Origin of the sequence: Pacificoceanicola algae (genome assembly GCF_049341065.1) — a bacterium.
Classification (GTDB): Bacteria; Pseudomonadota; Alphaproteobacteria; order Rhodobacterales; family Rhodobacteraceae; genus Pacificoceanicola.
Genome location: NZ_JBMPIX010000004.1, coordinates 360453 through 376328, shown reverse-complemented (window position 1 = coordinate 376328; position 15876 = coordinate 360453). Strand labels below are relative to the sequence as shown.

15 protein-coding genes are annotated in these 15876 nt (G+C 58.7%); 3 read left to right on the top strand and 12 right to left on the bottom strand.

The window, feature by feature from the left end; genetic code table 11:
* Positions 1-117: 117 nt before the first annotated feature.
* The 7 genes from ACOYQJ_RS08880 to pncA all read right to left on the bottom strand — a co-directional run bounded on the left by ACOYQJ_RS08880 (position 118) and on the right by pncA (position 7742).
* Positions 118-309, bottom strand: a complete 192-nt coding sequence (locus ACOYQJ_RS08880) for a hypothetical protein (RefSeq protein WP_422905660.1) — start codon at positions 307-309, stop codon at positions 118-120.
* Positions 310-715: 406 nt separating this feature from the next.
* A complete protein-coding gene (locus tag ACOYQJ_RS08875) occupies positions 716-1384 on the bottom strand; it encodes an extensin-like domain-containing protein (RefSeq protein ID WP_422905659.1) in 669 nt (222 codons plus the stop codon).
* Positions 1381-2301 carry a prephenate/arogenate dehydrogenase family protein gene (locus tag ACOYQJ_RS08870; protein ID WP_422905658.1) on the bottom strand — a complete coding sequence of 307 codons (921 nt, stop codon included), beginning with the start codon at positions 2299-2301 and terminating at the stop codon, positions 1381-1383. Before ACOYQJ_RS08870 ends, ACOYQJ_RS08875 begins: the two co-directional genes overlap by 4 nt.
* Positions 2298-3383, bottom strand: coding sequence for a histidinol-phosphate transaminase (hisC, locus tag ACOYQJ_RS08865; RefSeq protein WP_422905657.1), 1086 nt, complete (start codon positions 3381-3383; stop codon positions 2298-2300). The genes ACOYQJ_RS08870 and hisC overlap by 4 nt, the downstream gene beginning before the upstream one ends.
* A 99-nt stretch (positions 3384-3482) precedes the next feature.
* On the bottom strand, positions 3483-4772 hold the full coding sequence (gene pncB / locus ACOYQJ_RS08860) for a nicotinate phosphoribosyltransferase (RefSeq protein WP_422905656.1): 1290 nt from the start codon (positions 4770-4772) through the stop codon (positions 3483-3485).
* Positions 4709-7063: a response regulator gene (locus ACOYQJ_RS08855; protein ID WP_422905655.1), complete on the bottom strand. Its 2355-nt coding sequence runs from the start codon at positions 7061-7063 to the stop codon at positions 4709-4711. Before ACOYQJ_RS08855 ends, pncB begins: the two co-directional genes overlap by 64 nt.
* Positions 7064-7148: 85 nt before the next feature.
* The gene (gene pncA, locus ACOYQJ_RS08850) at positions 7149-7742 is read right to left on the bottom strand and encodes a bifunctional nicotinamidase/pyrazinamidase (RefSeq protein WP_422905654.1); all 594 of its coding nucleotides are present in this window, start codon (positions 7740-7742) and stop codon (positions 7149-7151) included.
* A 114-nt stretch (positions 7743-7856) separates the two neighbouring features.
* On the opposite strand from pncA, the gene trhO reads away from it, so the two are divergent.
* Positions 7857-8777, top strand: coding sequence for an oxygen-dependent tRNA uridine(34) hydroxylase TrhO (trhO, locus tag ACOYQJ_RS08845; RefSeq protein WP_422905653.1), 921 nt, complete (start codon positions 7857-7859; stop codon positions 8775-8777).
* A gap of 69 nt (positions 8778-8846) precedes the next feature.
* Here the strand turns inward: trhO and ACOYQJ_RS08840 are convergent, their stop codons facing one another.
* Positions 8847-10070 (bottom strand): MFS transporter, encoded by a 1224-nt coding sequence (locus ACOYQJ_RS08840; RefSeq protein ID WP_422905652.1) that lies wholly within the window; start codon positions 10068-10070, stop codon positions 8847-8849.
* 66 nt (positions 10071-10136) lie between these two features.
* On the opposite strand from ACOYQJ_RS08840, the gene ACOYQJ_RS08835 reads away from it, so the two are divergent.
* Positions 10137-11090, top strand: coding sequence for an aldose epimerase family protein (locus ACOYQJ_RS08835; RefSeq protein WP_422905651.1), 954 nt, complete (start codon positions 10137-10139; stop codon positions 11088-11090).
* Between the two features lie 116 nt (positions 11091-11206).
* The gene (locus tag ACOYQJ_RS08830) at positions 11207-12577 is read left to right on the top strand and encodes an aspartate aminotransferase family protein (RefSeq protein ID WP_422905650.1); all 1371 of its coding nucleotides are present in this window, start codon (positions 11207-11209) and stop codon (positions 12575-12577) included.
* A gap of 48 nt (positions 12578-12625) precedes the next feature.
* Here the strand turns inward: ACOYQJ_RS08830 and fliP are convergent, their stop codons facing one another.
* The 4 genes from fliP to fliF are packed head-to-tail and all read right to left on the bottom strand — an operon-like array spanning position 12626 to position 15849.
* Complete coding sequence (gene fliP / locus ACOYQJ_RS08825) at positions 12626-13348, bottom strand: flagellar type III secretion system pore protein FliP (RefSeq protein WP_422905649.1); 723 nt, start codon at positions 13346-13348, stop codon at positions 12626-12628.
* Between the two features lie 2 nt (positions 13349-13350).
* Positions 13351-13638: a FliM/FliN family flagellar motor switch protein gene (locus tag ACOYQJ_RS08820; protein WP_422905648.1), complete on the bottom strand. Its 288-nt coding sequence runs from the start codon at positions 13636-13638 to the stop codon at positions 13351-13353.
* Positions 13631-14242, bottom strand: coding sequence for an ABC transporter ATP-binding protein (locus tag ACOYQJ_RS08815; protein WP_422905647.1), 612 nt, complete (start codon positions 14240-14242; stop codon positions 13631-13633). Before ACOYQJ_RS08815 ends, ACOYQJ_RS08820 begins: the two co-directional genes overlap by 8 nt.
* Entirely contained in the window at positions 14239-15849 is a 1611-nt protein-coding gene (gene fliF, locus ACOYQJ_RS08810; RefSeq protein WP_422905646.1) for a flagellar basal-body MS-ring/collar protein FliF, read from the bottom strand. Before fliF ends, ACOYQJ_RS08815 begins: the two co-directional genes overlap by 4 nt.
* Between the last annotated feature and the right edge of the window lie 27 nt (positions 15850-15876).

Genomic DNA, 15876 nt, shown 5'->3' with positions numbered 1-15876 from the left:
AGATGCGTCGAAATGCGAAAGGGCGGCTCCGGAGTGAGCCGCCCTTTTTCGTGAGCTAAAAGAGAGAGAGAGAGAGAGAGAGAGAGAGAGAGAGAGAGTTGGCTGACCCTAAGTCATTCACACGATGACGGTACGTTTCCGGCGAATCCACGTCTTGGTCTTTTTCTTGTCATCGTGGCTTTCGTCTTTGCCGTCATGAGCCAATCTATACGAGCCGACGACCTTAGCATCTTCACTGACACTTAATGGCAGGCTCACCACCGACAAGGTCAGGGAAGTCAGGGCGAGGACAAAGATCAGGATGCGCATGATATGCTCCGGGTCGTTGGCCCCCACCAACCTTTGTAGATTTGGGCGAAATCGGGGCAATGGACAACGTTTTTCTGCCACATTCGCCCAATTACACTCAGCTTCGAGAACAATGTCGGCGCTTAGCTATCGTCTGTTCCGGAATGACCACCAATCGTTGCCACAATTGCACCGATTGGTCGGGGGGGGATCAGTCATGGCCCCCAATCCCGCACGAATCAAAAGTATCTGCAGCTAACAATGCGTCCCGCAGAGCGGCATTCCGTGGAGCGACCAATGATGCATACCGAAACGCCGACAAAATCAAGGCGGAAAAGCCTGCCCCCCGCGCCAGATAACGGCATCAAGAGTGCCGCTGAATAGGCTCACTTTGAGCTGAGAAACTGTAAGGCGGGCGTCCCCCGCCTTACCGGCAATATGAGCCGCTGCGATAGCTGGCCGTGTCAAAATGGAAATGGTCCTTGTGGAACCGGTCAGATTTCGGCCCGAGCACTGTTCCGAATGGCCCACAAGCCGCCGCATGCATCTTTTTCAGCGCCCTGCCGTTCTTGCCGCCCCCCCAGTGCTGCAGGACCGACAGCTCGGTACCATCGGCCAGCCTGACCGCAGCAATGTCGATGGCGCGGCCCTTGCCATGTTCGCTGATTTTTGCACCCGGCTGGTTGTTGCGCGTCCGGCAGGAATAAGAAGCCGCGACCTTCAATTCCGCAACACCGCCGCCGCGCTTGCCCACAGCGGGGCGTGCGCCGGTTTGAATCCAAGTCTTCAAGGCACGGGCGGTTTCACAATTGATCTTGGCAGGTTGCGACAACGCAACACCGTCAACCGACCGCAAGAGCACCGCATTCTCGATCCCGCAAACGCCGCTTCCGGCTACAGAGCCAATGGCTTCGCCTACCAAAGTCGGATCGCCGCAAAGTCCGCCGCCCTCAGGCGCGCCGCCGCCGCTTGAAAAGGCCTGCTTGAGAAACCCTCGCACGCCATTCACATCGCTATTCGATTTGGACGTCTCGCGCCCGCCACCACAAGCGCTCAGCGCCAAAAGCGCACATACAGCCAGGCCCAAAAGTCTCACCGTTCCACCTTTACGCGACCAAAGTCAGGAGCATCAGTATCCTGCCCTGCCTCCAAAATGCCACGCCGGATCGCGCGGGTATGGGTGAAATAGGCGTGAAGCTGCTCACCATCGCCGGTGCGGATCGCCCTTTGCAGGGCCATGAGCTCTTCAGTAAATCGGCCGAGTATCTCGATCGTGGCGTCCTTGTTTGTCAGAAAGACATCACGCCACATGGTCGGATCAGAGGCGGCAATCCGCGTGAAATCACGGAAACCCGCGGCCGAGAACTTGATGACCTCCTGATCGCTGACGCGGCGCAGATCGTCGGCCACGCCAACCATGGTATAGGCAATCAGGTGCGGCACGTGGCTGACCACGGCGCAAACCAGATCGTGATGCCCCACCTCCATGCGTTCGGTATTGGAGCCAAGCGCCTGCCAAAAGACTTCGATCCGCGCAACTGCAGCTTCATCAGCATCCTCGGGCGGAACGATCAAGCACCAGCGATTGTCGAACAGCGAGGCAAAGCCCGCCTCGGGGCCTGAATGTTCGGTCCCGGCCATGGGATGCGCGGGAACGAAATGCACGCCTTCGGGAATATGCGGACCGACGGTTTCGATCACCGTCCCCTTGACGGAACCGACATCGGTCACCGTCGCGCCAGGCTTGAGATAGGGCGAAATCGCTTCGGCCACCGCGCCCATTACGCCGACGGGCACGGCAAGAACCACAAGATCCGCGTCGCGCACCGCCTCTTCGGCGCTTTCGCAAACCTCGTCGCACAGGCCGATGCGCCGCGCAGTTTCGCGGGTTTCAGCACTGCGCGCATAGCCAGAGACGCGCGTCGCCATATGGCCGCGCCGCATGGCCCAGAACATGGACGAGGCAATCAGCCCAAGACCGATAAGCGCGACTTTTTCGTAGTGAACCGTCATCGCGCGCCTGCCTTGAACAGCCCAACGCAATGCGCCACCCGGCGGCAGGCGGATTCGTCCCCGACGGTGATCCGCAGCGCGCTTGGCAGGCCGTAGCCCGCCACCCGACGCACCAGAATGCCCTGGGTCTGAAGATAGGCATCGCAAGCCTCGGCCTCCTCCTGGCTGCCAAAACGAGCCAGCACAAAGTTCGCCATCGAGGTGTCGCATGGCACGCCATGTTCGCCCAACGCCTCGGCCAGCCAGACGCGCAGGCGGGCATTTTCGGCACGACAATGTTCAGCATAGGCGGTGTCGCGCACCGCGGCCTCGGCGGCGGCCAGCGCAACCGTCGACAGGTTGAACGGCTGGCGAACGCGGTTCAGCACATCCACAATCTCGCGCGGACCATAGCCCCATCCGACACGCATCCCGCCCAAACCGTAAAGCTTGGAGAACGTGCGGGTCATCACAACGTTGTCGCGCATCTCGACCAGCTTGGCCCCGCCGTCATAGCCTTCGACGAACTCGGCATAGGCACCGTCCAACACAAGGATCGCTTGTGGCGGCAGCCCTTCGGCCAGTCGTTCCAGTTCGGACAGGCCAATCATGGTGCTTGTCGGGTTACCGGGGTTCGCGATGAACACCAGCCGCGTCCGGTCGGTGCAGGCCCGCAGGATCGCGTCCACATCGACCACCCGCTCCTGCTCGGGCACCTCGACGGGTGTGGCGCCAACCGAATGCGCCATGATCTTGTACATCGAGAAGCCGTGCTCGGTATAAATCACCTCGTCGCCCGGCCCGGCGTAGGCCTGCGCGAGAAACTGCAAAACCTCGTCCGAACCGACGCCGCAAATGATACGGTCGGCGTCTAGCCCATGTGCGGCGGCAATGGCGGCGCGCAGGTCGGCATGATCGGTCGAAGGATAGCGATGCAATTCGTGCACCGAACGCGCGACGGCCTCTTTCACGGCGTCGCTTGGGCCGAAAGGGTTCTCGTTCGAGCTGAGCTTGATGACATTGGTCACACCCTCAATGCGGGATTTCCCCCCGACATAGAGCGCGATTTCCATGATACCCGGCTGCGGTTCGATCTTGGACATGGGGTGCCTCCTTGCGGAAACGTGCTTACCCTCGCGCGGCGGCCAAGAAAAGCGCGAAACGCCTTTCTCGGCAGGGTGATACCGCCAAACCGCGCCGCCCTAGACGATGACGTCCTGCGCGTCCTGCTTGCCAACTTCAAAGACGCGCTTGTACCGGGCAATTTCATCCGCCGGGCCCATCGCCTTGTTCGGGTTGTCGGAAAGCTTGACCGTGGGCTTTCCATTGGCGCTAACTGCCTTACACACAAGCGAAAACGCGGCCAGCCCATCGTCCGGTGCAAGCCCCCGAAAATCATTGGTCAGCAAGGTGCCCCAACCAAAAGAGACACGCACCCGGCCCTCGAACTGGCGATACAATTCGAGAATTTTCGCCTCATCCAAGCCGTCCGAAAAAATGACCAGCTTTTTTGTCGGGTCTTCGCCGCGCTCTTTCCACCAGCGAATGGCCGTCTCGGCGCCTGTCGCGGGATCACCGCTGTCTATACGGATACCCGTCCAGCCCGCCAACCAATCCGGCGCGTTGCGCAGGAAGCCTTCGGTTCCGTAAGTGTCGGGCAAGATGATGCGCAGGTTGCCCTCATGTTCCTCATGCCAGTCAGCCAGAACTTCGTAAGGGGCCTGACCCAAGGCTGCGTCGTCCTTGGCCAAAGCAGCATAAACCATAGGGAGTTCGTGAGCATTTGTGCCGATGGCCTCAAGATCACGGTTCTTGGCGATCAGGCAATTTGAGGTGCCGACAAAGCTGCCCCCCAGCCCTTCCAGCATCGCCTGAACGCACCAGTCCTGCCACAGGAAAGAATGCCGCCGACGAGTCCCGAAATCGGCGATCCGCACGCCGGGCTCCGCGCGCAGGTGTTCGACCTTTTGCCAAAGTTTGGTCATGGCACGGGCATAAAGAACCTGAATCTCGAACCGGCCCATGGTTTTCAGCACGGCACGTCCGCGCAACTCCATCAGAACTGCCAAAGCCGGGATTTCCCACAGCATGACCTCGGGCCATTTGCCCTCGAAGGTCAGTTCATATTGGTCGCCGACACGTTCAAGATGATAGGGCGGCAGTTGCAGGTTCTCGAACCATTCCATGAATTCGGGCGTGAACATCTGCCGTTTGCCGTAAAAGGTGTTGCCGCGCAGCCAAGTGCTTTCGCCGCGGGTCAGGCGAAGACTGCGAATGTGATCAAGCTGTTCGCGCAACTCACCTTCGTCGATCAACTTGGCTAGCGGGACATGTTTCGACCGGTTGATCAAGCTGAAGGTGACATTGGTGTCGCGTTTGTTGCGAAACACTGACTGACACATCAGCAGCTTGTAAAAATCCGTATCGATCAGCGACCGGACGATCGGATCGATTTTCCATTTGTGGTTCCAGACGCGGGTGGCGATGTCCAAGGTTCCGTCCCTCTCTCGGCGCCCGGACGTGATACGCTATCTCCGCAGAACTTTGAAAGCGGTTTCTCCCCCCGGGCTGCCCGGATCAGGGCCGCGATCAAATGCTTGCGGCGCAATGGCTTGGTCACGAAATCATCCATTCCAGCGGCCGCGCAGGCCTCGCGGTCCGAGTCAAAAGCATTTGCGGTAAGCGCCGCAATATAGGGTTGGGGGATGTCCATTTCGCGAATGATGCGTGTCACTTCCAGCCCGTCGAGTTCGGGCATGGACATGTCCATGAACACAACATCCGGCTGTTCATCAATCACCCGCTCCAACGCCTCGCGGCCATTGCGGGCCTCTGTCAGATCAATTGGCTGCCCCTTCAGAAACCGCGCGACGAGCAACCGGTTGGTGGCATTGTCCTCCGCCAAAAGAACCTTGAGCGGCCGGGTCAGGGTGTCGTCATCTGTCGCGGAACCCATCACCGAGAGGGTATCCCCAAGGGCGGGTCGTTCCAGGCGAACGGTCAGTTCAAAGGCCGAACCCGAATCTTGTGGCGGTGGCAATAGAACGATATCGCCCCCCATGCGCTGCGCCAACGCCCGAGAGATCGGTAGCCCAAGCCCGGTCCCGCCAAAGCGCCGGGTCGTGGCCGCATCGGCCTGCTGAAATTCACCGAAGATATGTTCACTACGATCGGGCGGCACACCAATTCCCGTGTCCTGCACCACGACGCGCAGTTGCCAGCCGCCTTCGACCTCCGAGGCTGTCGCGCTTACGGTAACGCCGCCTGTCTCGGTGAATTTTACAGCGTTGCCCATCAGGTTGATCATGATCTGCCGCAATCGTCCGCCGTCGATCATGGCCACTTCTGGCAATGTCGCATCCGTTTCAACGTCCAGATACAGGCCTTTTTCCCGCGCCATAGCCTGCAGCATGCGTGCCGCGTCCACGATGATCTGAGACGGCGAGACCGGGGTCCGCTCGATCTCAACCTTGTCGGCTTCAAGGCGCGAAAAATCCAAAACGTCGTTGATGATGGAAAGCAACGATGTCGAGGCGTTTTGGATCGTACCGACAAATTCATTCTGCTCTTCGCCCAGATCGTTGTCAGCAAGCAAATCTGCCATGCCGACAATGGCATTCAACGGCGTGCGCATCTCATGGCTCATGGTGGCAAGAAATACCGACTTTGCCCGTGCACCTTCTTCGGCGCGGAACCGGGCCTGAGCCAGAACTTGTTCGTGCCGCTCTAACTCTGTCACGTCCCGCTCGATCGAAATCAGCGTTTCAACCTTGCCGTCAGGGCCAAAAACCGGCACCCGATTTATGTCGACCCAGATTTTGCGTCCGTCCTTGGAGTAGTTCAGCAAACGCGCCTGACAGGCCGTGTTGTCCCGCAACGACTCCAACAATTCCTGCCCAACCTGCACGCTGGTTTCAGGACCATTCAAAAAGTTCCAAGGCTTTTGTCCGACGGCTTCCTCGCGTGAATAGCCAGTCAAACGAGTAAAGGTCTCATTGACCCAAGTGATTGTCATATCAGGATCGAACAGGATCACGCTGTCGTTTGCATAGCGCGCCACCAGTGACAGTTCGCGAGTCTCGCGTTGTCGTTCTGCCAGTTCTCGGTTGGCAGCGTTCAAACACGCCGCGCCATCCATCAAAGCCCTCTCATTTGCCAAACGCCGTCGCCACGACCGCACGGCAAAGCTAACGAAGGTCTGGGTCATGTATGCGAGCAACGCAACTTCAAGTACATGCGTGATTTCGCGAACATCGAACCCGGCATCGAGCAATGTTTCATAGCTTACAAACCCGAGGGCGCAGAGCCCGAACAATACCAGTTTGGCTCGGGAGGCAGGCGGGTGATGTGTCAGTGAAAACCCCGCATTTACCGCGGCCGCCATCAAAAGGCACAAGCCGATTAACTCCACCTCTTGAGTCGGTGCGCCGATAATCAACAACAAGATGCAGACGGCAACGGTCAGGCCTTGAACACCCGCCGCGACCGTCGTCCAGAAAAATATCTTGCCTATATCCTTATCCGCGCGACGCCAGCTTTGGGCGCGCCAAAGAACCAACAGTTCCAGTCCTTCCCCCACAAGCACCAGTGCCAATGCGGAAAACGCGACAGTCGCGGAAAAAAACACCCACAAATAGGCTGCGCCGATTGCTACAACGCCCTGCCGCAGCCAAAACTGCCGAATGCGTGCCACGGCATAGCGATCAAACAGGGCAGCCCGCCCATATCGCGCCTCAAAGGCATCGATTTCATCGATTTCTTCCGGTTGGACGTGCAACGACATGGCAGCTCACTCAGACATACTGCCCGGTCTACATGTCGTAAGTTTAGAAATGGCGAATATTCGGCGTTTTCGTTTCGCTCTGATCTTAGATCAAAGTCACCCCGGCCGCCGTCATGCCGTCCTGAGCGGATTTCAGGCTGCCATCCAAATCAATGGCGCGGCAAAGATCCTGCCGAACGACGACTTCGAACCCCAGTTTGGCGGCATCAACCGCCGAGAAGTTTACGCAAAAATCCGTCGCCAGCCCGACCAAAGTCAGCTTGCTCACGCCGCGCGTCCGCAAATAGCCTTCTAGCCCTGTCGGTGTCTGATGGTCATTTTCGAAAAACGCCGAATAGCTGTCGATCTCGCGGCGGAACCCCTTGCGAATGATCAGCTCTGCCCGATCGGCTTCCAGCGCCATATGAAAATTTGCCCCGGGCGAGCCCTGAACACAGTGATCTGGCCAGAGCACCTGCGGACCATAAGGCATTTCGGTCAGGCTGAACGGCGCAGCCCCGGCATGCTGCGAGGCAAATGAGGAATGGCCCGCGGGGTGCCAATCCTGCGTCAGAACCACGGCGTCGAATTCGGCCATCAGGGCGTTGATCGGCTGAACGATCTCGTCGCCGCCTGCCACGGCCAGCGCGCCCCCCGGGCAGAAATCATTCTGAACATCAATGACGATAAGCGCGTGCATGGGTGACCTCCGGTGTTGCCAGAGAAAGGTTAGGCGGGGGCCAGCCGCGCTGCAACCGCAATGCGGCATCTGATCCGCTTGGCGAATCCCCCTTTTCCTGCTTATCAGACGCGCATGTTTACAGTCTGCGCCCTCTACCACTTCACCCGCTTCTCCGACCACGCCGCCCTGCGTGCGCCGTTACTGGATCTGTGCCGCGAACATCAGATAACCGGCACGCTGCTTTTGGCGGCCGAAGGGATCAACGGCACCGTCGCTGGTCCTCGCACCGGGATCGACGCGCTGCTGGCCCATATCAAGACACTGCCTGGCTGCGCCAATGTCGAATGGAAACTGTCCACAGCCTCCGAGCGCCCTTTTGCCCGCATGAAGGTTCGCCTGAAAAATGAGATCGTGACGATGGGGCAGCCGGACGTCGATCCGCTTGCCAGCGTTGGCCACTACGTCGAACCGAAAGACTGGAACGAACTCATCCTTTCGCCTGATGTCGCCGTGATCGACACGCGCAATGATTACGAAGTCGCCATTGGCACCTTCGAAGGCGCAGTCGACCCCAAGACAGATACCTTCCGCGAATTCCCCGCGTGGTGGGAGGCGAACAAACAGCGTTTCCACAACAAACGTATCGCCATGTTCTGCACCGGCGGCATCCGTTGCGAAAAGTCCACGAACTATCTTCTCAGCCAGGGTGTCGAAGACGTCTATCACCTCAAGGGCGGCATCCTGAAATACCTCGAAGACGTGCCGCAAGAGAACAGCACGTGGAACGGCGCCTGCTTTGTTTTTGATGGCCGTGTCTCGGTTGAACATGGATTGAAAGAAGGCCCGCACCTGCTCTGCCACGCCTGCCGCCGCCCGATCCTGCCCGAAGATCAGAAGCGCGCCGAATACGAACACGGCGTCTCTTGCCATCAATGCATCACCGAGACCTCGGACGAAGACAAGGATCGCTTTCGCGAACGCCAGAAACAAATCGGCCTCGCCACGCAGCGCGGCGAACGCCACCTGCACGCAGATGTCATCGACGACCACTGAGGCGTCACTGGTCCCAAAATATCCCGGGCGAGCGCCTTTGGCGCGCGGGCAGAGCCCCCAATACCGCCGTTAAGCCGCCTGCAACGCCGCGCCTCTGGCGCGATTTCCGCGCGTCAGGATCACGATCATGATTGCGATGTTGACCCCGTTCCAGACGATCCCGTTGACAAAGGCCCACTGGTAACTGCCGGTCCAGTCATAGATCGCGCCCGACAGCCAACCACCCAGCGCCATGCCCATGATGGTCATCATCATGACAAATCCGACCCGCGCGCCGGCCTCGCGCGCAGGCAGATATTCCCGGACAATCACCGCATAACTCGGCACGATCCCACCTTGGCTCAATCCGAAAACAAAGCTGACGCTGTACAGACTGACCAAACCGCCTGCGGGCAAATATAAAAACAGAGCAATACATTGCAGGGTCGAGCCGATCAGCAGCGTACGCACGCCGCCCAATCGGTCAGCCAGGACACCCGAGATCAGGCGCGACACCACGCCACCCAGCAGCATCAGCGACAACATCTCGGCGCCGACCGCCGCGCCAAAGCCCATGTCGACGCACAGCGCCACGATATGCACTTGCGGCATCGACATCGCTACGCAGCAGCCAATCCCCGCCGCCCCCAGCATCCACTGCAGTTGCCTTGGCGAAAACCCGGTTTTCGCCGAGCGGCTGGATGAAACCGCGTCCGCCTGCAGCAATGCCTCGGCTGGCACCCGTCGCCGCAACAACTGCGCCAACGGCAACATGATCAACACCGTCACAACGGCGAGGGCAGAGTAAACCCAGCGCCAGCCTGCATCCGCTCCGACCCAGCTCAGAAGCGGTGGCCAGATCGCGCCCGACAAATAATTCCCGGACGCCGCAATCGCCACGGCTATGCCACGCCGCTTCATGAACCATTGGGAGATATCCGCAATCAACGGCCCGAAACAGGAGGCCGTCCCAAACCCGATGGCAAGTTGCACAAGGCTGAGCACCCAGATCGACGGCGCAAAAGCCGCCAGACCATAGCCCACCGCGATCAAAACGCCCGCACCGGTCAGGGCCGTGCTCATCCCAAAGCGATCCACGGCTCGCCCAATGAACATATTGCCCAGCGCAAAGCCGATCATCGTCGTGACGTAGGGCATCGAAGCCTGCGCCCGTGTCGCCGCGAATTCCGCCTGCACCTCGGGCATGACCACGGTGATCACCCACATGCCGACGTTGCCGACCACCGCAATCAGTAGCGTCAGTCCCAACCGAACCCAACTGTAGCGGGCATCAAGGATCGTTCCTGTTTCCATGACCTGCACACTATGCCGGAGATTGATCCTCTGATAGGTCCAAAATATCAGCGCGAAGAGGCCAGAATGAACGATACGATCCAGACGCACACCCTGCGAGACGGGAATACCGAAATCACGATCCTTTCAATCGGTTGCGCCCTTCAGGATTGGCGTGTCGGCGGGCGCCGGGTGGTTCTTGGCTACGAAGATATCGAAGACTATCGCGTTAATCCTTCCTCCATGGGGCTTGTCGTCGGACGGGTCGCCAACCGGACTGCGAACTCACAGTTCGAGATGGATGGCGAAATCTGGAAACTGCCCTCGAAGAACGGGCGCCACCACCTGCACGGCGGGCCGGGCGGTATCGGATGGCAAAACTGGCAAATGGAGCCGCAGGGCGATCGCGCGGTGACATTGCGCCTGCATTCACCGCATTTGGATCAAGGCTATCCCGGCGCCGTCAACTTTGAAGTCAAGCTGACTTTGGACGGACCTGCCCTGACCTGGGACATGACCGGTACGCCGGATCGCAAGACGCCGATCAACTTGGCGCAGCACGTCTACTTCAACCTTGCCGGTCAGGGCACCATCCGCGACCACAGCTTTCGCCTTGCCGCCTCACACTATACTCCGACCGACGCGGAACTGATCCCCACCGGTGAAATCCTGCCCGTCGAGGACACCCGCTACGATCTGCGCCAACCGCGTGTGTTGAAAGAAGTTGACCCGAACCGAGAAGGCTATGACCTCAACTTTTCTTTGGACGTCGGCGATGGCCCCAAGGTCGAAGTGTCCGAGCCGAGCGGGATGAAGTTGACGCTCTGGACGAACCGCAAAGGGATGCAGTTGTACACATCAAACATGCTCAAAAGCTTTGGCACCCCACATCCAGAGGTGGCGCACGGACCTTTCGCTGGTTTCTGCATAGAGGCACAGGATTTCCCGAATACGCTTAATACACCGGCGTTTGGCGAGATCTTCTGCACACCAGAAGTTCCGTACCGCCAGCGCACCACGATCCGCATCGCCAAAGATTGAAAATCGCGCATCCTGCCGGTTGTATGCAACTGAATGTCGCTGCTGCCCTTTCACCCATGGGCACTCGGGCCTATGCTGCGCTTAACTTTTACCTGTTTTCCTAAGGAGTGCACCCGATGCTCAAGAACGATCAGCTGGACCAATGGGACCGCGAAAACTTTTTCCACCCCTCGACCCATCTGGCCGAGTTTGCACGCGGTGAAACCCCCCAACGGATCATAACCGGCGGGCAGGGGTGTCACATCGAAGACCGTGACGGTAACCGTCTGCTGGACGCCTTTGCCGGGCTTTATTGCGTGAACGTGGGTTATGGTCGCCAAGACATCGCCGAAGCAATCGCCGCGCAGGCAAAAGAGCTGGCCTATTACCACGCCTATGTCGGCCACGGCACCGAAGCCTCGATCACCTTGGCCAAGATGGTCCTTGATCGCGCGCCCGATCATATGTCCAAGGTCTATTTCGGTCTGTCCGGTTCGGATGCGAATGAAACCAACGTCAAGCTGATCTGGTATTACAACAACATCCTTGGCCGTCCCGAGAAGAAAAAGATCATCTCGCGCTGGCGCGGCTATCACGGTTCCGGCTTGATGACAGGCTCGCTCACCGGGCTTGATCTATTCCACAAGAAATTCGACTTGCCACTGGCTCAGGTGGTCCACACCGAAGCGCCCTATTACTTCCGTCGCCCCGATCTGGATATGTCCGAGGCCGCTTTTGTTGCCCATTGCGTGACAGAGCTTGAGGCACTGATTGAACGCGAAGGCGCTGACACCATAGCCGCCTTTATTGGCGAACCCGTGCTTGGCACAGGCGGTATCGTTCCGCCGCCCGCCGGTTATTGGGCAGCCATTCAGGCCGTTCTGGACAAGCACGACATCCTGCTGGTCGCAGACGAAGTTGTTACCGGCTTTGGGCGTCTGGGAACCATGTTCGGATCCGATCACTATGGAATGAAGCCCGATTTGATCACCATCGCCAAGGGCCTGACCTCGGCCTATGCCCCGCTGTCCGGGTCGATCGTTTCCAAGAAAATGTGGAAAGTGCTGGAGCAAGGCACGGATGAAAACGGCCCCATCGGCCACGGCTGGACCTATTCCGCGCACCCCATCGGCGCCGCAGCGGGCGTTGCGAACCTCAAGCTGATTGATGAGTTGAACCTTATTCAGAACGCGGGTGAAACCGGAGGCTATTTCAACGCAGCCATGCGCGATGCCCTTGGCGGTCATGTCCATGTCGGCGACGTCCGCGGCGAAGGCATGATGTGCGCGGTCGAGTTCGTGAAGGCGCGTGACGGTCGGGCCTTTTTCGATCCATCGGAAAAGGTCGGGCCGCGGATTGCGGCGGCGCTTCTGTCGCGCGGCGTGATCGCCCGAGCCATGCCGCAGGGCGACATTCTTGGCTTTGCGCCCCCCTTCTGCCTGACCCGGAAAGAGGCGGACGAGGTCGTCGGCAAGACCGCTCAAGCCGTGGCCGAAATCCTCGGATAAGCCCGTCGTGGGATAACGCCCGCGCCGATTTTTTCGGCGCGGGTGCCCTCAGAAATACCCGCGCACAAGACTTCCCGCCAACAGCGCCCAGCCATCCGCGATGACGAAGAATGCCAGCTTGAAAGGCAAGGACACGATTGCGGGCGGCACCATCATCATCCCCATCGACATAAGAACCGCGGCCACAACAAGATCGATGATCAGAAAAGGCAGAAAGATCAGAAAACCAACCTGAAAAGCGCGTGCAACTTCGGACAGCATGAAGCTGGGGATAAGCACCGAAAGCGGCGCCTCGAGTGCCAGAGATGTTTCAGCCGCGTCCGGTCGCAGGTCTGCCATTGCTCGATAGGTATCGGGATCTGTGCGACCAGCCATGAAACCCCGAAACGGTTGCAGCGTCAAAGCTATCGCCTCATCCACTTCGATCTGCTCATCCAGAAGCGGCTGAACGCCGGTTTCCCAGGCTTGGGTAAAGACCGGTTCCATTACGAAATAGGTCAGAAAGAGCGCGAGGCTGACGATCAACATATTGGGCGGGGACTGCTGCAACCCTACGGCCTGTCGAAGGATCCCCAGCACGGTCACCATAAAGGGGAAACAGGTCACCATTATGGCGATACCCGGTGCAAGGCTTAGCAGGGTGATCAGGACAATCAGTTGAATGCTGGTCGCCGTGACCGAGCCTCCTTCCCCCAGATCAATCGCGACCGATTGTGCCTGCGCTGCAAAAGGCAGGATCACAAGAAAAACAGACCAGAAAAATGCGCGCATAATCAGGCAGGCGACTGCAGATCGACCACTTCGGTCAGACGAACGGCCAACTGGCTATGCCCGTCACCTTCGACAACCTCCAATACGCCGATGCCTATCAGTCGCTCTCCGACGTAGAGTTCGACCGGGTCCTCAAGTCGTTTGTCCAGAGTCAAAACCGAGCCTTCCGCCAGTTGCAACAATTCTCGGATCAAGGGTCTGGCACGACCAACGGATACAGTGATCTCGATCGGAACAGAGGTAAATGGGGTTGTCTGCTCGCCTCTCGTGGCGGTTTGAGCATTATCCATTGGCGATTTTTCTCCGGTTTTCATGGGCAAACCCTTGCACCGCCTCCGCGACGGAATTCACAAGGTCCCCGAGATCGATTTGTTTTTCCGTACGCCCAAAACGAATGTCGGCTTGTTCTTCAGCGAGAGTGGAATCTTCGATCACCCGAACCAGAAATCCAAAGTCCACATCGAGCAGGCCAGCAACCGCTTCGACGTTTACAGGAGATACCGCAATTTGAACTTCGAGAGTGCCAATCTCTCGCGACAATTCCTGAATCTTTTCAACAACGTGGGCGCCGATGGTTGCACGAGCCATGCCGGGAAGCAGCACGTTCACCATTTCGTTCAAAAGCGGCGTCATGGCATTCAGAACTTGGCTGCACGCTTCGTGGTAGGTAAATGACAAATCCTGCATGTGCTGCCCGAAAGCGCTCGAAATCCGGGTTTTATCATCCGCTTGCGCTTTGATGGCGTCGTCCCACCCCGCCTTGAAGCCGTTTTCAAAAGCCTCAAGTCTCTGGCCTTCTAGGTCCGCCTCGTTGAACTCTACGGACACTTCCACAGGTGCCGACGCGGGTGTTGCGTTGCCGAAGTCTTCGAACATTCGTCTCAGAGCTGTCATCCGACCTCCTCCTTGTCTTCCTCAAGCCAACTGCGCAAGATTTCCACGGTTTCGGTTTTGCGTTCTTCGATCAGATTTCTGAGGCGATCCACGGGATCTTCTGAGGCGGGCGAATCGAAGTCGACCATCCCCATTCCGCCAAAGTCACCGCCACTGGACATCACCGGTAGGTCCCCAAACCCTCCGTCCATCTCGATTTCACCATCGAGCGCCATCGGACTACCGCCTTCAGGCGCAGGTAGCGCCCCGGCGACACCAACGTCGGGCAGGGACTTGGCAAGAACCGGGCGCACGACGAATAGACCCAGTATCAAGGCGACGACGGCCAGAACGCCAAATTGGATCAACCGCATCGTATCGATGGTTCCGCTGAACAGACCCGGCTCAATCGGACCGGTGCCCAGACCCTCGGGGCGCTCGAACGGAAGCGAGCGAATCGTGATTTCATCCCCGCGATCCGCATTAAAACCGACAGCCGAGGAAACCAGCGCCTGAAGCGCCTGGAGCTCGGTATCTGCCAGGGGAACAAATACCTGTGCGCCATCTGGTCCGGTTTCATAGGTGCCATTAACCAAAACCGCGACAGTGAGTCTTTTGATAGCCCCGGGTACACGCGTTACTTCGCGCATTGTCTCGGACACTTCATAATTTACGCGTTCGCGGGTTTCAGCGGTCTTCGCCGAGGAATTGTCGCCGCCACCGGCGTTCCCATCCGGCAAGTTCGAAGCAACGCTCACATTCCCTGAGCCTGAGTTTTCCGAACTATCGCTTCGCTCTTCAGTGTCCGTTGATATCACGACTCGACCTTGGGGATCAAAGACACGCTCACGAATCGACTCGGCCTCGGTTACGGTATCGACGCTGACCTCAACTACTGCATTTCCCGTCCCGACTCGGGCTTCCATCAAACGTTGCACACGCTCGCGCAACTGCGTGGCCTTGTCATCTGCGGACGGACCGGTTGCTGCATCGGCCTCGGCGCCAATCAAGCCACCTTTGCCGTCGATCACTGCCACGCTCTCCGGCTCTAGCCCCGGGACCGCCGACGCTATGAGGAATTTCAGCGCTCGCGCTTGTTGGGGCGATAACACGCCTCCGGTGGTCGTCACGGAAATCGAAGCCGTTGGGGTTACATCCCGCTGAAAAGGATTCGCGCTGCTGTTGGCGATATGGACCCGCGCGGTCGCGATCTGCGGGTTCGAGACAATCGTCCGCGCCAGTTCGCCTTCTTTTGCCCGCCAGTAGGCCGCATCGAACATCTGGGACGTGGTGCCAAATCCAGACAAACCATCCAGCAGTTCATAGCCTTGGGTACTGTTGGCGGGCAAACCCTCGCTCGCCAGGGTGAGTCGCAGGGCATCGCGTTCACTATCAGGAACAAAGATTGCGCCCCCCCGGACGTCATATTCAACGCCGCGGCTTTCCAGTGCCTGCACAACTTCACCGGCCGCGCCGTTTTCCAAACCGGCGTATAGCAGTGTCATGTTTGGCGCCGATGCCATGCGCGCAAGGCCCATGACTGTCAGCATCATGGCGACCGTTGCGCCCAGTACGACGACTCTCTGTCGTCCGCTCAATGCGTTCCAGACTGATAAAATCTGCTGCAAGATCGACCTCCGCTCCAAACGTTCTGT